Below are 17,417 nucleotides of genomic sequence, written 5' to 3' on the forward strand. Positions count from 1 at the left end.
CCGCGGTCCTGATGGCCATGAGCACCGCGGCGGCCACGGCCGCGTGCGGTGGAGGGGGCGGCACCGAGGAGGCGGGCGGTGGCGCCCAGGCGCCGGCGACCGTCCCGGAGCTGACCGACGAACCGCTGACCCTGAGCTTCATCTGGTTCGAGTGGCCCCCGGCCCAGGCACTCGAGGACTTCGCGAACGCGGAGTACACCAAGGAGCGGCCGAACGTGACCGTCGAGGTCAACACCGTGCCGAACGCCAACTGGCACGACGCGATGTTCACGCAGTTCGCGGCACGTCAGACCGACTTCGACATCGCGGTCCTGGACTCGCAGCACATCGGCGAGGCGGTGACGAACGGCAACATCCTCGACATCACCGACTTCATCGAGGGCAACGTCGAGACCGAGGCCTTCGACCCGTACCTCCTGGCCGCGTACGGCCAGTACCCCCAGGCCGAGACGGGCCAGCGGGACGAGGACGCGAGCATGTACGGCCTGCCGCTGCTCGGCGACACCTGGACGATGATCTACCGGAAGGACCTCATCGGCGACGAGCCGCCGGCGACGTGGGACGAGATGATCTCCGTCGCGGCGCAGTGCCAGGCCGAGAACCCGGGCGTGAGCGGGCTGGCCTTCCACCAGGCCAACGGCTCCGACGCGGCGGCCGTCACCTACAACACGGTCAACGGCCTGTACGGCGGGAACCTGTGGGACGCCGAGGAGCGCCAGATCGAGGGCGTCATCAACGACGAGGCCGGCCAGAAGGCGATGGACGTCCTGGTCAACGAGATGAAGCCGCTCACCGCGACGGGCTCCGGGAACTGGTTCATCGACGAGGTCAACGCGGCGGTCGCGCAGGGCAAGGCCTGCATCGCGTTCAACTGGATCGCCGCGAGCGGCGGCCTGCTCGACCCCGCGCAGTCGACGCTGGGTTCCACGCGCGAGGAGATCCTCGACAAGCTCGGCTTCGCGACCCTGCCGACGCAGGAGACCGACCTGGTGCCTCTCGGCGGCATGGGGATGCACATCTCGGCGTACGCGCCCGAGGACCGGCAGGCGGAGGCGCTGAACTTCATGAAGTGGTTCCTCCAGGCCGACACCCAGCAGAAGTGGGCCGCGGCGGGCGGCGTGCCGGCCCGCACCGACGCGCTGCAGTCGCCGGAGTTCCTCGAGGCCGGACCGTTCAACCAGGTGTACGCCGACTCCGTGGAGCGCATGCGCGACATGTGGAACGTGCCCGAGTACGCCCGTCTCGTCGACATCGAGAACACGAGCGTGAACGCGGCCCTCAACGGCGCCATGGACCCGCAGGAGGCTCTCGACAGCATCGCCGTCGAGCAGCAGGAGGTCCTGGACTCCGGCGGCAGCGGCGGGCTGTGAACCCATGGTCCTGACGAAGAACTCCCCGGTGCGGGACGGGACGTCGGCGCCGCCCGCACCGGTCCGGGCCCCTCGGCTCGGCGACCGTGGGCTCGCCGTGGCGTTCATCTCCCCGGCGATGCTGCTCCTGCTGGCCATGTCGGTCTTCCCGCTGCTGTGGGCGCTGTTCCTCTCCTTCACCGACTACTCGGCGACGGGCTCCGCACCCGCGGAGTTCGTCGGGTTCGCGAACTACGTCGACGTCCTGACCTCGCCGGAGGTCCGGCAGCGGGCCCTGACGACCTTGGTGTACGTCGTGTGTGCCGTCACCCTGCAGACGGTGCTGGGCTTCGGCATCGCCTACCTCATCTCCCGGCGGACGCGTGGTCGTGGGCTTCTCACCACGCTGTTCCTCGTACCGATGATGCTGTCGCCCGTCGTCGTCGGGCTGTTCTGGCGCTTCATGCTCGACGCGCAGTTCGGCGTCGTCAACAGCGTGCTCGGCTCGCTCGGGATCGAGCCGGTGGAGTGGCTCACCCGCCGCCAGACGGCGATGCTCTCCCTGGTCGTCGTCGACACCTGGCAGTGGACGCCGTTCATCATGCTCATCGCGCTCGCGGGCCTGACCGCGGTCCCCAGGTACCTGTACGAGGCGGCCTCCATCGACCGGGCGTCGGAGTGGTTCCGGTTCCGCAACATCACCCTGCCGCTGGTGTGGCCGCTGCTCCTCATCGCCGTGATGTTCCGTGCGATCGAGGCGTTCCGGATGTTCGACCTCGTCTACATCCTCACCAACGGAGGACCCGGCGTCTCGACCGAGACCTTGTCGTTCCACGTCTACAAGGTCGCGTTCCTCGGGTTCAACACGGGGACCGCGTCGGCCTACGGGATCCTCATGGTGGTCGTCGTCATCGTCCTCGCGCAGCTCTACCTGCGCTACCTGAACAAGCTCAAGGAGGGCTGATGGCACGCTCTGCTGACCTGGCCGTTCGCGTACGGCCCGCACGCAGCCCCCGCGGCCGGGTCCGCAAGTCGGTCGAGGTCGCGCTCCTGGCCGTGCTGGCGGCCGCCATGCTCTTCCCGGTGCTCTGGATGCTCGAGACGTCCGTCAAGGAGAACCGGGACGTCTACGCCGTCCCGGCGAAGTTCTTCGGCTTCGACATGACCCTGGACCACTACCGAGACGTGTTCGTCGCCTCGGGCGGCGGTGCGTCGGACCTCTCCACCGCGCTGCTCAACTCCGTCGTGGTCGCCGGGACGTCCACGATCCTGGCCACCGTGCTCGGGGTCCCGGCGGCGTGGGCGTACTCGCGCTTCACGCTGAGGGCGAAGAAGGACCAGATGTTCTTCATCCTGTCCACGCGGTTCATGCCGCCCGTCGTCGTCGTGATCCCGATCTTCCTCATGTACCGCACGCTCGGGCTCATCGACACCCAGCTCGGCCTGATCCTCATCTACACGGCCTTCAACGTGCCCTTCACGATCTGGATGATGAAGGGCTTCGTCGACGAGGTGCCACCGGAGTACGAGGACGCGGCGATGCTCGACGGTCACACGCGCCTCCAGGCGTTCCGGCGCATCACCCTGCCGTTGCTCGTGCCCGGGATCGCCGCCACCGCCGTCTTCGCCCTCATCTTCTCCTGGAACGAGTTCGTGTACGCCATCTTCCTGACCTCCAGCCAAGAGGTGCGCACCGCACCGCCGGCCATCGCCGGCCTCATCGGCGGCACCACCGTGGACTGGGGGCTCGTGGCTGCCTCCGCCTGCGTGTTCGCGATCCCGGTGCTCGTCTTCGCCTACCTGGTGCGCAAGCACCTCGTCGCCGGCGTCACGCTCGGGGCGGTGCGACGCTGATGGCGGGCATCGAGATCGCGTCCCTGCACAAGCGCTACCCGGACGGGACCGTCGCCGTGGAGGAGGTGGACCTGTCCATCGGCGACGGCGAGCTGTTCGTCATGCTCGGTCCCTCCGGCTGCGGAAAGACCACCACGCTGCGCGCGGTGGCGGGCCTGGAGCGCCAGACGTCGGGCACCATCCACATCGGCGACACGCGCGTCGACGACCTGCCTCCCGGCGGCCGCGACATCGCCATGGTGTTCCAGTTCTACGCGCTGTACCCGCACCTGAAGGCCCGTGACAACGTGGCCTTCCCGCTCCGCGCCGAGGGCGTCCCGGAGCCGGAGGTGCGTCGTCGAGTCGACGAGGCCGCTCGCATGCTGCAGCTCGGTCCGCTGCTGGACCGGCGGCCCACGCGGCTGTCGGGCGGGGAGCAGCAGCGGGTCGCGCTGGCCCGCGCCCTGGTGCGGCGGCCGCGCGCCTTCCTCATGGACGAGCCGCTCACGAACCTCGACGCCGAGCAGCGCGCGGACATGCGGTCGCAGATCAAGCACCTGCAGCGAGAGGTGGGGGCGACGATGGTCTACGTCACCCACGACCAGGTCGAGGCGATGTCGCTCGGCCATCGGATCGCGATCCTCAACAAGGGCCGCGTGGAGCAGGTCGGCACGCCCATGGAGGTCTACGACCGGCCCGCGAGCCTGTTCTGCGCCGCGTTCATCGGCTCGCCGCCGGTGAACCTCGTCGACGTCGAGGTCGCCGACGGGGCCCTGCGGGGCGGGGGCGGGCTCGCGCTGCCGGTGCCGTCCGGGCTGCCGGACGGTCGTCGGCTGGTCGCCGGCGTGCGGCCCGAGGCGTTGGAGGTCACCGCGCCGGGAGCGGACGGTGCGGTCCGCGGCCGCGTGGTCTCGGCGGAGGCGCTGGGCGACGAGACCATCTACGTCGTCGAGTGCGAGGGGGAGCACGACGTCCGGGTCCGGATGCCCCCGACCGCACGGTTCGCTGCGGACACGCCCGTCGGCGTGCGGCACGTCGGCGGGCCGCCGCCCGTCTACGACCGCGACTCGGAGAGGTTGGTGGCCTGATGGGAACCGTCGCGACCTACGGGATCAGGAAGGCGTTCGGGGAGGTCCAGGCCCTCGACGGGGTCGACCTGCAGGTGCCGGACGGCTCGTTCTTCGTCGTCCTCGGGCCCTCGGGGGCGGGCAAGACGACGACCCTGCGCGCGATCGCCGGGCTCGACAGGCTCGACGCCGGGTCGGTGCACCTGGGCGGCCGGGACGTGACCGGGGAGTCCCCCGGCGCGCGGGACCTGGCCATGGTCTTCCAGAGCTACGCGCTCTACCCCCGGTACACGGTGCTCGAGAACATCGCCTCGCCGCTGCGCGCGCGCCGTGCCTCCGCGAGCGAGATCGCCGCCGCCGTGGACGACGTCGCGCGCCTCCTGCACATCGAACGCCTCCTGCAGCGTCGACCGGCACAGCTGTCCGGCGGCGAGATGCAGCGCGTCGCGCTGGCCCGTGCGCTGGTCCGTCGCCCGCACGCGTTCCTCATGGACGAACCGCTCACCAACCTCGACCTCAAGCTGCGCGTCGAGATGCGGACCGAGCTCACCCGCATCCACCGGCGTCTGGGAGGGACGTTCGTCTACGTGACGAACGACCAGGTCGAGGCGATGTCCATGGCCGACCAGGTCGCCGTGCTCAGGGACGGCGCGGTGCAGCAGGTCGGGACGCCGGCGGAGGTGTACGAGCAGCCGGTCGACCGGTGGGTCGCGAGCTTCGTCGGGAGCCCGCGGATCAGCCTGCTCGAGTGCCACGTCGACGACGACCGGCTGGTCGGGTCTCAGGGCTGGACCCTGCCGCGCCCCCGGGGAGCCGCGGCGGAGCGCGGCCGTCCGCTGCTCCTCGGCCTGCGCGCCGAGGACGTGTCGGTCGAGCGACGGGGAGAGGCGACGGTCGAGGGGGAGGTCTTCGGGCTCGAGCCGCTGGGCGACCACACGCTGGTCGACGTCAAGGTGGGCACGGAGATGCTCACGGTCAAGGCGCGGCCGACGGTCGCGAGCCGACCCGGGGAGCGCCTGTCGGTGACCGTCGACCTGGACCGTGCGCACCTCTTCGACGCGAGCACGGGGTTGGCGCTGTCCGGGGCCGGGCGGTAGGGCTGGACGAGGTCGTGCTCGCTTGCGGTCGCGAGCACGACCCGTTCGCCTCGCCCGGGCGGCGACGGTCCGTCGTCTGCGGGCTCAGTCGTTCGGTCGCGGCTGCGCGCCCTCGACGGGCGGGTCGGCCGACCACGGGAACGTGATCCAGAGGTCGGTGTCCTTCCACGAGTAGTCCGGCTGGATGATCGTGCGCGGCTTGGTGTACAGCACCGCGGACCGCGCCTCGGCGCCGTGGGTGCTCAGCATCTCCATGACGAGGGCGAGCGTGCGGCCGGAGTCCGCGACGTCGTCGACCACGAGCACGTGCGCGCCCGGCAGGTCGGACGTGTCCATGAGAGGTGGCAGCACGCGCGGGTCGGTGAGGGTCTGGCCGATGTCGGTGTAGAACTCGACGTTGAGCGTCCCGACGCCCTTGGTCCCGAGCGCGTACGCGACCGCGCCGCCCGGCAGGAGCCCGCCGCGCGCGACGGCGACGACGACCTCGGGCCGGAACCCGCTCGCCACGACCTGCTCGGCGAGCTCGCGCGCGGCGACGCCGAACGTCTCCCACGTGAGCACCTCGCGCTCGGGCGGCACGGCGGGGTGCGGCGACGACACGTCGTCGGGCGCGGCGGGGACCGGGGTCGTGGAGGCGTCCGTCATGCATCGAGAGTACGTCGCGCGACGCGCGGGGCCCGCCCGTCCCGGTCCCGACGGGCCGGGACCCTCGGCCCGGACCCACGACCCGTCCCGGACGCGGCGAGGGCCGCACCCCGTGGCGGGGTGCGGCCCTGGTCGGGTCAGGCGGGGGTCACTGCGCGTCGAGGATGTCCACGACGAAGACGAGCGGGGAGTCGGCGGGGATCGTGCCGCTGCCCTGCGAGCCGTAGCCCAGCTCCGACGGGATGACGAGCAGCACCTGGCTGCCCACGGTCTGCCCGGCGAGGCCCTGCGTCCAGCCCGGGATCACCTGCTGGAGCGAGAAGCTCGTGGGGGCGCCGCGGTCCCACGACGAGTCGAAGACGGTGCCGTCGAGCAGCATGCCCGTGTAGTGGGCGGTGACGGTCTGGTCCTCGGTCACGACCGGGCCGCTGCCCTTGATGAGCGTCTGCGCGACGAGCTCGGTCGGGGCCTCGTAGCCCTCGGGGATCTCGATGGTCGGCTTGCCGGTGTCGTCGAGCGTCACGGTCGGCAGGCCCTCGGCGGGCGTGACCGCCTCACCCTCGGCACGCGACGGGATGGTCTTCACGTCGGTGACCTCACCGATGGTGAGGTAGGTGATCGGCTCGCCGGTCGTCTGGTCCGTCGTCGGGTTGGCGAACAGGAAGCGGGTGCCGACCTTCTTGCCGACGACGACGTCGAGGAGCTGCGGGAAGATCGAGTCGTCGATGAGGAGCTGCTCGGGGGAGCCCGTCTCCCACGTCGACCCCATCTTGGAGCCGTCCGTACCGGAGAACGCGGCCGTGTGCATGGTGATCTGCTGGCCCTTGGCGATCTCGTCGCCCTCGCCGTCGTTCAGCGAGATGGCGGCCGCGGCGGAGACCTCGAACGGCTGGTCGAACTCCACGGTGGGCTCGGCGCCCGGGTCGCCGGTGACCGTCACGGCCTCGAGCGCCGCGACGTCCTCGGGCGACGACGTCGCGGCGTCGCTGGCGCCGTCGGTCGCGGACGGGCTCGACGACGTCTCGTCGCCGGAGCCGCCGCCCTCCGAGGCGCAGCCGGAGAGGACGAGGGCGGCGCCCAGGGTGAGCGCGGCGACGCCGCGCAGGGTGCGGTGCTTCACGAGAGGGGGTCCTTCGGTCGGTGGGACGACGCGGGGCCGTCGGGTCTGGGCCGCACCCGCACGACGGCGGTCGTCGGCGTCCCGGGTCGGGGTCGCCTCGCGTCCGCGTGCCGGGTGCAGCACCGGCGCGGACACTCTAGCGGTCCTGCCTGGACTCCCGCTGGGAGCCGCCCCCGCCGTGTGCCCGGGGGAGAATGGGTGCATGCCGTCCCGTCGACCGTCCCGCAAGCGACCGTGGGGAGCGGAGCCCGCGCCCCTCGACCTGGACCGTGCCCTCGGCGGCGCGCGTCGCGAGTCCGGGTCCGACGGCGAGTGGCAGGTCCGCACGGTGCGCGGCGGGTCCAAGACGTACCTGTGCCCGGGGTGCAACCAGGAGATCCCGCCCGGGACGGGGCACGTCGTGGCCTGGCAGGAGGACTCGTTCTTCGGCGCCGAGACGGCGCTCGACCACCGCCGGCACTGGCACACGTCGTGCTGGCAGGCGCGCGGGCGCCGTCGGCCCCGGTAGAGGTCCGCGGCGGACGAACTAGGCTCGACCACGATGAGCACCGCACCCGAGCCCACCGGGGCCGACGTCCCGGCCGGTCCTACCCCCATCCGGTCCCTGACGGTCCTGCCCGCGCGGCGCGAGGACGTCGAGCTGCACACCGCGGACGGGCTGACGCTCGTCGGCGAGCTCGCGCTCCCCGCGGACCGCGACCCCGTCGCGACCCTCGTCACCCTGCACCCGCTGCCGACGCACGGCGGCTACATGGACTCGCACGTGTACCGGAAGGCGGCGTGGCGCCTGCCCGCGCTCGCCGACCTCGCGGTGCTGCGGTTCAACACGCGCGGGACGTCGTCGCCGCGCGGCACGAGCGAGGGCTCGTTCGACGGCGGCGAGGCGGAGCGCTACGACGTCGCCGCGGCCATCGAGCTCGCCGAGTTCCACGACCTGCCGCACCCCTGGCTCGTCGGGTGGTCGTTCGGGACCGAGCTCGCGCTCAAGCACGGGACCGACCCGGCGGTGGAGGGCGCGATCCTCCTGTCGCCGCCGCTGCACCGCGCGACGGACGAGGACCTCGACCGGTGGGACGCGTTCGGCAAGCCGCTCGTCGTGCTCGTCCCCGAGCTCGACGACTACCTGCGCCCCGACGAGGCGCGCCGACGGTTCGCGCGCGTGCGCGACGCCGAGGTGATCGGCGTCGACGGCGCCAAGCACCTGTGGGTGGGGGAGTCGTCCGTGCGGCGCGTGCTCGACGAGATCGTCGGCCACGTCCGCCCCGGGTTCCCGCTGCCCCTGCCGACCGAGTGGTCCGGCGACGCGACCGCGGCCGTGACGGCCGACCGTGACACCGCGGACTCCGACCAGGCGAGCTACGACGCGAGCCGGTCGGACGGCATCGACGACTGACGCCCCGGCAGGACGGTCGTGGCCGTGGCACGGTGGGACGAGACCTGACGACGGACGCACGACCTGAGGAGGACGACGTGACGACGGCCCCGCTCGAGACCTTCACGCTGCGCGAGGGGTACGGCACACCGCTCGTGCTGCTGCACGGCTTCCCGCTGGACCACCGCATGTGGGCCGACGTCGCGGCCGCGCTGCCGGGAGAGCCCACCGTCGTCGCGGTCGACCTCCCGGGTCTGGGGGCGAGCCCGCTGGCGGACGAGCCGGCGTCGATCGACACCGCGGCCGACGCCACCGCCACCGCGCTCACCGTGGCGGGGATCACGCGCGCGGTCGTCGCGGGGCTGTCGATGGGCGGCTACGTCGCGCTCGCGCTCGCGGAGCGGCACCCCGACCTGGTCGCCGGCCTCGGGCTCGTGGACACCAAGTCGACCACCGACACCGACGAGGCGCGCGCCAACCGGCTGCGCATCGCGGACGAGGCCGCGCGGTCCCAGACCGTCGACGCCGTCCTCGGCATGCCGGGGGTGATGCTCGGGGAGACGAGCAAGGCCGCGCGCAAGCACCTCACGGCACGGCTCGAGGAGTGGATCCGCGGGCAGCGGCCCGACGGCGTCGCGTGGTCGCAGCGGGCCATGGCGGCCCGGCCGGACCGCACCCAGGTCCTCGCGGAGTTCGCCGGACCGGTGGCCGTGGTCGTGGGGGAGGAGGACGCGCTCACGCCGACGGCGGAGGCCGAGCACATGGCGGACGCCGCGCCCACGGCGCAGCTGGTCCAGGTCCCGGGCGCCGGGCACATGAGCGCGGTCGAGGACCCGGCGGCCGTCGCGGACGCACTCGCCGACCTGCTGGCCCGCGCCTCGGCGTGAGCCCGGTCGACCGCGGCACGACGGGTCGGCGGGCCGCCCTGGCCGATCAGCGGCCGTCGAGCACGAGCGCGAGCGCGTCCGCGAGGTCGATCGACTCGCCGTCCCGTCCGCCCTTGCCGAGCACGAGCGGCGGGTCCGACGGCTCCACGGTCACGCCGCGCAGGCGCCCCAGCACGCTGCCGGGCACACCGAGCACGTAGAACTCGCCGTCCTCGCCGACGGCGACGCTGCGGTTGCGGCGCAGGTACCAGCCCTTGAGCGGGGTCCGGTAGGTGGTCGCGCCGTCGAACGAGCGGGCACGCAGCGGCTCGGGCGCGAGGCCGCGCTCACGGGCACGCACCACGAACTCGGCGAGGAGCGCCCGGGCCGCGGCGCTCTCCCGCGCGCGCTGGCGGTCGAGCTCGCGCTGCTGGTGCGCCGCGGCCTCGGTCCGCTGCCGACGCCAGTCGTCGGCAGCGGACCCGGAGCGGCCCGTGGGGTCCGCGGAGGACACCGGTCAGGCCGAGGCGGGGGCGTCGGTCTCGGCCTCGGCGTCCACCTGGCCGGCGGGGCGGCGCTTCGTCGAGGCGGCGGGCCCGCCCTGCTGGTCCGACTCGTCGGCGACGACCGGGAACTCCGCCGTCATGAGCGTCGCCGCGCGCGCCTGCTGCGCGGGCGTGCCCGCGGGGACCGCCGACTTCTTCGCGGGAGCCTTCGCGGCCTCGGGCTCGCCGCCGAGGAGCCCGCGCAGCTCGTCGAGGTAGGTGTTGATCGAGTCGTGCTGGCGCGTGAGGTCCTCGAGCTGGCGCTGGGCGACGTTGCGCTGCTGCTCCGCCTCCGCCTTGGCGTCGCTCACGGTCTGGTCCGCGAACGACCGCGCCTCGGCCACGATCTGGTCGGCGTTGCGACGGGCCGTCGACATGAGGTCCTTGACGTAGGCGTCGGACTCCCGGCGGACCTTCTCGGCCTGCTCCAGCGCGAGTGCGACGCGCTTCTCCGCCTCGGTCGCGTGCTCCTCCGCGGTCGAGACGAGCTTCTCCGTCTCGGCCTTGGCAGCGGCGTGCCGCTCGGCGTTCTCGCGCTCCGCCTCCTCGCGGCGGCGCACGACCTCGAGCTCCGCGTCGGCGAGCGCGGTGCGGGCCTTGTCGCGCAGCTCCTCCATCTCCGACGTGACCGCGTTGGCCGCCTCGGTGGCCTTCCGCTGCGCCTCGTCGACCTGGCGCTGCGCCTCGCGGCGCGCGTTCTCCAGGAGCTCGGCGGCCTCGCGCTCGGCGGCCTCGCGCTGGGCGGCGGTCTCCGCCGCGACGCGGGCACGGAGCTCGGCGGCCTCGCGCTCGGTCGTCACGCGCAGCTCCGTCGTCTCGCGCTCCGCCGTCGCACGCAGCGTGCCGAGCTCGCGCTCGAGCGACGCGCGGCGCTCGCTCTCCTCGGTGGCGATCGCGCTCTGGATGCGGGCCGCCTCGCGCTCGGCGGAGCCGACGAGCTCCTCGGCGCGGCGCTGGGCGCTGAGGAACGTGCCCTCGACCTCCGACGCGCTCGTGGCCCGGATCTCCTCCGACTCGAGGCGCGCGCTGTTGAGGAGCTCGGCGACCTCGTTCTCGGCGCGGGACCGCACCTGGCCGGCCGAGAGCTTCGCGCGCGCCATGATGTCGGCGGCCTGGGCGTTGGCCTGGGAGAGGATGTCGGCGGACTGCTCCTCCGCCGAGCGCATGAGCTGCTCGATGCGGGAGCCGAGGCCGGCGTACGAGGGGCGCTCCGCCTCGCGGAGCTGACGCTGCGCGTCGGAGAGCTCGCTCGTGAGCTGCATGGCGCGGGCGTCCGCGGCCTCGACGCGCGAGCGCGCGTCCTCCACGGCCTTCTCCAGCTTCGCGAGCTGTGCCTCGACCTGGACGCGGTCGTACCCGCGCATCGTGATGGGGAAGAGCGTGCGCTCGTCGGACACGTCGATGACCTCCGGTGCTGGTTCGTCGCGGCGTCCGCCGCCGGGCGGCGTCCCCTCGCGAGGAGGGAGGGCGCGGCGGTCGTGCCACGGCCCCGCCGTGCTCCGACCAGGATACGGGGATCGGGCTGTCCTGAATACCCGGATTGGAACAGGTGAGACGATGGTCGCAGTGCTGCGGGACGGAGGGCACGGGGGAGGCCGCAGGTCGTCCGACGGCGTCGCGCGCACTCTTCCTGAATCCCGGCTGACGAGCGTGGGACCGAGGGGAGAGGGGCTCGTGAACGGATCGTGAGGATCCGCGCACGATTCCCCGAGGTCGATCGACGAGGGGTTTCGCACCTATTCTGGAACGTCGATCGACGAAGGGAACCTCGGTGCTCCAACGAATCATCGCTGCCCTCCTGCTCGTGGGAGGGCTCGTCGCCGTCGGCCTCGGCGTCGCGTCCGCCACGGTGTGGCGGGACAGCGACACGGTCGTGGCGACCACGGCGTACACGGGGGACGGCACGATGCTCGTCACCGAGCCCGGGGTCCTGGACCTCGTCGCCGAGGACGTGACGATCCGTGCCACGGCGCCGGGCGAGCAGCAGGTGACCCTCGCGATCGGCCGCGAGGTCGACGTGACGGGCTGGGTCGGGGAGGACGCGCACGGCGTGGTCACCGGGCTCAGCGACTGGGACGCGCTCGCGACGCGCGCCGTCGAGCCGTCCGCCGCGGAGGAGACGCCCGCCGAGGGCGAGACCCCGGCCGACGGCGAGTCTCCGGCCGAGGGGGAGGAGTCGGCGGAGGAGACGCCCGCCGACGGCGAGGCCCCCGCGGAGGGCGAGACCCCTGCCGACGGAGAGACCCCTGCCGACGGCGAGACGCCGGCCGTCGGCGTCGACCCCGCCGGGTCGGACATGTGGTTCGAGGAGTCGACGGGCGCCGGCTCGGCGACCCTGCGCTGGTCCGACCAGCCCGGCCGCTGGCAGCTTCTCGTGGCCGGCGTGGGGGAGGGTGCCGTCGCCCCGACGCTCGAGCTGTCCTGGCCGCGCCAGGTCGAGACGCCGTTCCTGTGGCCCGGCGTGGTCGGCGGTGCGGTCGTCATCCTCCTGGGGCTCGGCATCGGCGCGGCGAGCCTGCGCCCCCGGCGCCGGGGGCCGTCGGGACGCGGCACCGCGACGTCGGCCACCCCGGCCGTCGCACCGGCGGCAGCGCCGACCGCGCCGTCGGGCGAGGGCGACGGCGGCACGTCGGACGGCGAGGCGCCCACCGACACCGCGCAGGTGCGCATGCTCACGCGGCGCGAGCTGCGCGAGCGGGAGGAGGCGGACCGCCTCGCCCAGCAGCAGGCGCGCGCGCAGAAGCCGCGTCGTGCCTGGCTCACCGGCCAGATCCCGATCGTCGCGCGCGGCGAACGGCGGCCCAAGACCGCGGCGCAGCCGACCGTCGACGCGGCGGACGGGCACCCGACCACGCAGGACAGCGCGGCGACACGTGCCGACGCCTGGCGCCGGGCGTGGGGATTCACCCCCGGCACCGGGGCGGGCGAGGCCGCCGACCCGCAGCGCGACACGGACGAGACGAAGGACAGCACCCGATGACCAGCACCGCCCGCGACACGGCCCGCGCCCACCGCGCCCGCCGTCACCTCGCCGGGGTGGCCGGCGGTCTGGTCGGCGCGCTCCTCCTCGCCGCCTGCACCGCGCCCCTGCCGACGCCGCAGCCTGACCCCACCCAGGACCCGCCGCCTCCCGTCCTCTCCGAGGCGCAGGAGACCGTGGTGCTGGACGCGGTCGCCTCGGCGCTCGCCGCGGCGAGCGAGGCGAACGACCCGGCGCAGCTCGACGCGCGCGTCACCGGACCGGCGCTCGCGATCCGCACGAGCCAGCTCGCCGTCGCCGCCGCGCGCGGCAACGCGGACCTCGTGACGGAGCTGCCGACCGAGGCCCAGCAGGTCGTCATCCCGACGACGCAGACCTGGCCCCGCACGTCCTACGCCGTGAGCGTCCAGCCCGAGAGCCTGCAGACTCCGCGCCTGTCCGTCCTCGAGCAGGCCGGCGCACGGGATGCCTACCAGCTGTGGGCCTGGGTCCGGCTCCTGCCCGGCGTGACCATGCCGAGCTTCGCCGACCCGAGCATCGGGAGCGAGGCCGTCGCACCCGACGACTCGAGCCTCCTCGTCACGCCCACGGACGCCGTCGCGCAGTACGCCGACGTGCTCAACCTCGGGACCGGCTCCGGCTTCGCCGGGGCGTTCGAGGACGACTCGTTCCGCACGCTGCTCGCCGAGCGCGCCCAGGCCTGGACCACGGCGCTCGAGCCGGCCGCCGGTGCGTACGCGCTGACCTTCACGCCGAACCCGGACGAGCAGGTCCGCGCGGTCCGCACCGCGGACGGCGGCGCGCTCGTCGTGGGCGCCATGACGTCGCAGGAGTCGATGACGGCCGAGGAGGGCGCGCAGGTCCCGCCCGACACGGAGACGATCAAGGCCCTGTACGGGACGACGACCCCGACGAACGTGCTCAAGGTCGGTTACCAGGACGTCGTCGCGCTCTACGTGCCGCCGGCCGGGTCAGAGGAGAAGATCCGCGTCGTGGGCAACGAGCACATCGCGACATCGGTTGCGGCGTCCTGACGCTCCGTAGGATTGCGACCATGAGCGAACCTACCCAGCCCGCGTTCGACGTGCGCGGAGCGGTCGACCTGTCCGCGCTGACCCGGCCGCAGTCCCCGCCGCCGGGGGAGGAGGGCGGCGCGCCCGCGGCCGGTGGCTACGTCGTCGACGTCACGGACGAGACGTTCGGCCAGCTCGTCCAGGACTCGACGCAGTACCCGGTCGTCGTCCTGCTCTGGATCCCGACCGACCAGGCGAACGCCCAGCTCGGCACCGACCTCGGCGCGCTCGCCGACGAGTACGCGGGCCGCTTCCTGCTGGCCCGCGTCGACGCCCAGGCGTACCCGCAGATCACGGCGGCGTTCCAGGTGCAGGGCGTCCCGACCGTCGTCGCCGTCCTCCAGGGCCAGCCGGTGCCGCTGTTCCAGGGCGCCGCGCCCGCCGAGCAGGTGCGCTCGGTGATCGAGCAGGTGCTCCAGGCCGCCGAGGCGAACGGCGTCACCGGCCGGGCGCCGTCCCAGGGCGGCGACGGCGAGCCGGTGCCCGCCGAGCCGGCCCCCGAGCCGGAGCCCGAGCTCCCGCCGCTGCACCAGGAGGCGTACGACGCGATCGAGCGCGACGACCTCGACGCCGCCGTCGCGGCCTACGAGAAGGCGATCAAGCAGGACCCGCGCGACGCGCTCGCCGTCGCCGGCCTCGCACAGGTCCGCCTCCTCCAGCGCACGCGCGACGCCGACCTCGCGACGGTCCGCGCCGCCGCGGCCGCCGCCCCGCAGGACGTCGACGCCCAGCTCGCCATCGCCGACCTCGACCTCCTCGGCGGTCACGTCGACGACGCGCTCGGTCGCCTGCTCGACCTCCTCCCCGGCGCGGACGCCGACGCCAAGGAGAAGCTCCGCGTCCGCCTCCTCGACTACTTCGAGGTCGTCGGCCCCACCGACCCCCGCGTCGGCAAGGCACGCCAGCGCCTCGCGATCAGCCTCTACTGAGACACGAGCGCGGCGTACGCACCCTTCTCGACGGCGGCCGGTCACCCTACGGTGATCGGCCGCCGTCGTGCTGGCGAGACCGTGCTCCAGGTGAGACGAAGCCGGGTGGGTGGGGTGGTGGCACCGGGTCGTGGCGGGCCTGGCGGGAGCCGCGAGGAACGAGCGGCGGATGGTAGACCCGGCGCCACCACCCCACCCACCACCCAGGGTGACCAGACCTCTACGTCAGCAGACCAGATCTCTACCTCGGCGCCGGGACGAGGTACAGCGCGCCGAGCGGGGGCAGGCGCAGGGTCGCGGAGTGCGCGCGACCCTTCCACGGGACGGCCTCCGCCTCCACCTCGCCGAGGTTGCCGACGCCGGACCCGCCGTAGACCTCGGCGTCGGTGTTGAGCACCTCGCGCCACGCGCCGCCCGACGGCAGCGCGACGCGGTAGCCCTCGTGCGGCGTGCCGGCGAAGTTCACGACGACGGCGACCTCGCTGCCGTCGCGGCCGCGGCGGACGTAGGCGAGGACGTTGTGGTCGGCGTCGTCGGCGTCGAGCCACTCGAAGCCGGCGGGGTCGTGGTCGAGCTCCCACAGGGCCGGGGTCGCGCGGTACAGCGCGTTGAGGTCGCGCACGGCGCGCTGCACGCCCTGTCGGCCCGGGTCGGCCGCGAGGCCGTCCCAGTCGAGGGAGCGGCCCTCGTTCCACTCGGAGTGCTGGCCGATCTCGCTGCCCATGAAGAGGAGCTGCTTGCCGGGGTGCGACCACTGGTAGGCGAGGAACGCGCGCACGCCGGCGCGCTTCTGCCAGTCGTCGCCGGGCATCTTCCCGTAGAGCGAGCCCTTGCCGTGCACGACCTCGTCGTGGCTGATCGGCAGCACGAACTGCTCGGAGTAGGCGTAGACCATCGAGAACGTGATCTCGTGGTGGTGGTAGCGCCGGTTGATGGGCTCCTCGGCGACGTAGCGCAGGGAGTCGTTCATCCAGCCCATGTTCCACTTGAGCCCGAACCCGAGGCCGCCGGACGACGTCGGGCGGGTGACGCCAGGCCAGGCGGTGGACTCCTCGGCGATCATCATGACGCCGGGCGTGCGCCGGTAGGCGGTCGCGTTGGCCTCCTGGAGGAACGCGATGGCCTCGAGGTTCTCGCGCCCGCCGTGCACGTTGGGGTGCCACTGGCCGGGGCCGCGCGAGTAGTCGAGGTAGAGCATCGACGCGACGGCGTCGACACGGAGCGCGTCGACGTGGAACTCCTCGAGCCAGTACGTCGCGTTGGCGACGAGGAAGTTGCGGACCTCGTTGCGCCCGAAGTCGAAGACGAACGTGCCCCAGTCGGGCTGCTCGCCGCGCAGCGGGTCGGCGTGCTCGTAGCAGGGCGTGCCGTCGAACCGGGCCAGCGCCCACTCGTCGCGCGGGAAGTGCGCGGGGACCCAGTCGACGACGACCCCGACGCCGGCCGCGTGCAGGCGGTCGACGAGGTACCGGAAGTCGTCGGGGTGGCCGAACCGTGAGGTGGGCGCGTAGTAGCCCGTGACCTGGTAGCCCCACGACCCGCCGAACGGGTGCTCGGCGACGGGCAGGAGCTCGACGTGCGTGAAGCCCTGCTCCACGACGTACGCGGTGAGCTGCTCGGCGAGGTCCCGGTACGATAGCCCCTGGCGCCACGACCCGAGGTGGACCTCGTAGATGCTGAGGGGTTGCGTGTGCGGGTCGCGGGCGGCGCGCTCGGCGAGCCACGCGTCGTCGGTCCACGCGAACTGCGAGTCGACCACGATGCTCGCCGTCGCGGGCGGCACCTCCGCGCCCTTGGCGAGGGGGTCGGCCTTCTGCCGCCACGAGCCGTCGGGACCGAGGATCTCGTACTTGTACCGCGCGCCCGCGCCGACGCCCGGGACGAACAGCTCCCAGACGCCGCTCGAGCCGAGCGAGCGCATCGGGTGCGTCGCGCCCCAGCCGTTGAAGTCGCCGATGACGCGGACCGCGCGCGCGTTGGGCGCCCACACGGCGAACGCGGTGCCGGTCGTGTCGCCGAGCGCGCTGGGGTACGTGCGCAGGTTGGCCCCCAGCACGCGCCACAGCTCCTCGTGCCGCCCCTCCCGGAGGAGGTGCAGGTCCACCTCGCCGAGCGTGGGCAGGAACCGGTAGGGGTCGTCGGCGGTCGTGGCCTCGTGGCCGTAGCGCGCCCGGACGCGGTAGTCGGGGGCGTGCCGGGTGCCGTCGGCGTCCTGGTGCACCGGGACGACGGCGGCCCACACGCCGTCCTGCTCGTGCGCCGCCGCGTGCTCGCCGTCGGTCGTGACGACGACGACCTCGTCGGCGAGCGGACGCAGGACCCGGACGACGGCGCGCGCGTCGTCGGCGTCGGGCGCGAGGTGCGGGCCGAGCACGGCGTGCGGGTCGAACGTGCGGCCCGCGGCCGCGGCGGCGAGCTCCTCCGCGGGCACGACGACGGGCTGCGGGGCGGGGGATGCGGCGGACCCGGTCATGGGCCAACCTTTCCACGTCTGCGGCACCGGGACGCGACGGGCTCGCCGGGTGGTCGCAGTAGGCTCGC

Annotated in this window: 16 protein-coding genes; 11 read left to right on the top strand and 5 right to left on the bottom strand. The window is 73.5% G+C overall.

All coding sequences use genetic code 11. From position 1 onward, the window contains the following. Positions 1-17 precede the first annotated feature (17 nt). The 5 genes from ABWU78_RS05055 to ABWU78_RS05075 are packed head-to-tail and all read left to right on the top strand — an operon-like array spanning position 18 to position 5,346. Complete coding sequence (locus tag ABWU78_RS05055; protein WP_439157736.1) at positions 18-1,370, top strand: extracellular solute-binding protein; 1,353 nt, start codon at positions 18-20, stop codon at positions 1,368-1,370. 4 nt (positions 1,371-1,374) lie between these two features. Then, entirely contained in the window at positions 1,375-2,313 is a 939-nt protein-coding gene (locus ABWU78_RS05060) for a carbohydrate ABC transporter permease (protein ID WP_439157737.1), read from the top strand. Beyond that, entirely contained in the window at positions 2,313-3,203 is an 891-nt protein-coding gene (locus ABWU78_RS05065; protein WP_253053410.1) for a carbohydrate ABC transporter permease, read from the top strand. Before ABWU78_RS05060 ends, ABWU78_RS05065 begins: the two co-directional genes overlap by 1 nt. After that, positions 3,203-4,270: an ABC transporter ATP-binding protein gene (locus ABWU78_RS05070; protein ID WP_353708759.1), complete on the top strand. Its 1,068-nt coding sequence runs from the start codon at positions 3,203-3,205 to the stop codon at positions 4,268-4,270. The genes ABWU78_RS05065 and ABWU78_RS05070 overlap by 1 nt, the downstream gene beginning before the upstream one ends. Continuing rightward, the gene (locus tag ABWU78_RS05075) at positions 4,270-5,346 is read left to right on the top strand and encodes an ABC transporter ATP-binding protein (protein WP_439157738.1); all 1,077 of its coding nucleotides are present in this window, start codon (positions 4,270-4,272) and stop codon (positions 5,344-5,346) included. The genes ABWU78_RS05070 and ABWU78_RS05075 overlap by 1 nt, the downstream gene beginning before the upstream one ends. 84 nt (positions 5,347-5,430) lie before the next feature. On the opposite strand, the gene ABWU78_RS05080 is transcribed toward ABWU78_RS05075, so the two are convergent. Together ABWU78_RS05080 and ABWU78_RS05085 are read right to left on the bottom strand one after the other, a co-directional pair. Continuing rightward, complete coding sequence (locus tag ABWU78_RS05080; RefSeq protein ID WP_439157739.1) at positions 5,431-5,991, bottom strand: phosphoribosyltransferase; 561 nt, start codon at positions 5,989-5,991, stop codon at positions 5,431-5,433. Between the two features lie 148 nt (positions 5,992-6,139). Then, positions 6,140-7,111 carry an FKBP-type peptidyl-prolyl cis-trans isomerase gene (locus ABWU78_RS05085; RefSeq protein WP_308202321.1) on the bottom strand — a complete coding sequence of 324 codons (972 nt, stop codon included), beginning with the start codon at positions 7,109-7,111 and terminating at the stop codon, positions 6,140-6,142. A 202-nt stretch (positions 7,112-7,313) separates the two neighbouring features. On the opposite strand from ABWU78_RS05085, the gene ABWU78_RS05090 reads away from it, so the two are divergent. From ABWU78_RS05090 to ABWU78_RS05100, 3 genes are all read left to right on the top strand, one after another. After that, a complete protein-coding gene (locus ABWU78_RS05090) occupies positions 7,314-7,619 on the top strand; it encodes a hypothetical protein (protein ID WP_439157740.1) in 306 nt (101 codons plus the stop codon). A 33-nt stretch (positions 7,620-7,652) separates the two neighbouring features. Then, complete coding sequence (locus tag ABWU78_RS05095) at positions 7,653-8,504, top strand: alpha/beta hydrolase (protein ID WP_439157741.1); 852 nt, start codon at positions 7,653-7,655, stop codon at positions 8,502-8,504. 77 nt (positions 8,505-8,581) lie between these two features. Then, the gene (locus ABWU78_RS05100; RefSeq protein WP_439157742.1) at positions 8,582-9,370 is read left to right on the top strand and encodes an alpha/beta fold hydrolase; all 789 of its coding nucleotides are present in this window, start codon (positions 8,582-8,584) and stop codon (positions 9,368-9,370) included. A gap of 46 nt (positions 9,371-9,416) precedes the next feature. Here ABWU78_RS05100 and ABWU78_RS05105 read toward each other — a convergent pair whose 3' ends face one another. Together ABWU78_RS05105 and ABWU78_RS05110 are read right to left on the bottom strand one after the other, a co-directional pair. Then, the gene (locus ABWU78_RS05105) at positions 9,417-9,863 is read right to left on the bottom strand and encodes a hypothetical protein (protein ID WP_439157743.1); all 447 of its coding nucleotides are present in this window, start codon (positions 9,861-9,863) and stop codon (positions 9,417-9,419) included. Between the two features lie 3 nt (positions 9,864-9,866). Beyond that, a complete protein-coding gene (locus ABWU78_RS05110; protein ID WP_439157744.1) occupies positions 9,867-11,291 on the bottom strand; it encodes a hypothetical protein in 1,425 nt (474 codons plus the stop codon). A gap of 374 nt (positions 11,292-11,665) precedes the next feature. Between ABWU78_RS05110 and ABWU78_RS05115 the strand changes: the two genes are divergently transcribed. The 3 genes from ABWU78_RS05115 to ABWU78_RS05125 are packed head-to-tail and all read left to right on the top strand — an operon-like array spanning position 11,666 to position 14,876. After that, the gene (locus ABWU78_RS05115; RefSeq protein WP_439157745.1) at positions 11,666-12,874 is read left to right on the top strand and encodes a hypothetical protein; all 1,209 of its coding nucleotides are present in this window, start codon (positions 11,666-11,668) and stop codon (positions 12,872-12,874) included. Then, positions 12,871-13,908, top strand: a complete 1,038-nt coding sequence (locus ABWU78_RS05120; protein ID WP_253053428.1) for a hypothetical protein — start codon at positions 12,871-12,873, stop codon at positions 13,906-13,908. The genes ABWU78_RS05115 and ABWU78_RS05120 overlap by 4 nt, the downstream gene beginning before the upstream one ends. Positions 13,909-13,928: 20 nt before the next feature. After that, positions 13,929-14,876, top strand: coding sequence for a tetratricopeptide repeat protein (locus tag ABWU78_RS05125; RefSeq protein ID WP_353708766.1), 948 nt, complete (start codon positions 13,929-13,931; stop codon positions 14,874-14,876). A 241-nt stretch (positions 14,877-15,117) separates the two neighbouring features. Here the strand turns inward: ABWU78_RS05125 and glgB are convergent, their stop codons facing one another. After that, positions 15,118-17,349, bottom strand: a complete 2,232-nt coding sequence (glgB, locus tag ABWU78_RS05130; RefSeq protein ID WP_439157746.1) for a 1,4-alpha-glucan branching protein GlgB — start codon at positions 17,347-17,349, stop codon at positions 15,118-15,120. Between the last annotated feature and the right edge of the window lie 68 nt (positions 17,350-17,417).

The organism is Cellulosimicrobium sp. CpK407 (genome assembly GCF_051844275.1).
GTDB lineage: Bacteria > Actinomycetota > Actinomycetes > Actinomycetales > Cellulomonadaceae > Cellulosimicrobium > Cellulosimicrobium cellulans_G.

Excerpts from the sequence above, each read along its gene's own strand:
- ABWU78_RS05055 (WP_439157736.1), top strand. The coding sequence starts at position 18 with ATGAGCACCGCGGCGGCCACGGCCGCGTGCGGTGGAGGGGGCGGCACC.
- ABWU78_RS05060 (WP_439157737.1), top strand. The coding sequence starts at position 1,375 with ATGGTCCTGACGAAGAACTCCCCGGTGCGGGACGGGACGTCGGCGCCG.
- ABWU78_RS05065 (WP_253053410.1), top strand. The coding sequence starts at position 2,313 with ATGGCACGCTCTGCTGACCTGGCCGTTCGCGTACGGCCCGCACGCAGC.
- ABWU78_RS05070 (WP_353708759.1), top strand. The coding sequence starts at position 3,203 with ATGGCGGGCATCGAGATCGCGTCCCTGCACAAGCGCTACCCGGACGGG.
- ABWU78_RS05075 (WP_439157738.1), top strand. The coding sequence starts at position 4,270 with ATGGGAACCGTCGCGACCTACGGGATCAGGAAGGCGTTCGGGGAGGTC.
- ABWU78_RS05080 (WP_439157739.1), bottom strand. The coding sequence starts at position 5,991 with ATGACGGACGCCTCCACGACCCCGGTCCCCGCCGCGCCCGACGACGTG.
- ABWU78_RS05090 (WP_439157740.1), top strand. The coding sequence starts at position 7,314 with ATGCCGTCCCGTCGACCGTCCCGCAAGCGACCGTGGGGAGCGGAGCCC.
- ABWU78_RS05095 (WP_439157741.1), top strand. The coding sequence starts at position 7,653 with ATGAGCACCGCACCCGAGCCCACCGGGGCCGACGTCCCGGCCGGTCCT.
- ABWU78_RS05120 (WP_253053428.1), top strand. The coding sequence starts at position 12,871 with ATGACCAGCACCGCCCGCGACACGGCCCGCGCCCACCGCGCCCGCCGT.
- ABWU78_RS05125 (WP_353708766.1), top strand. The coding sequence starts at position 13,929 with ATGAGCGAACCTACCCAGCCCGCGTTCGACGTGCGCGGAGCGGTCGAC.
- glgB (WP_439157746.1), bottom strand. The coding sequence starts at position 17,349 with ATGACCGGGTCCGCCGCATCCCCCGCCCCGCAGCCCGTCGTCGTGCCC.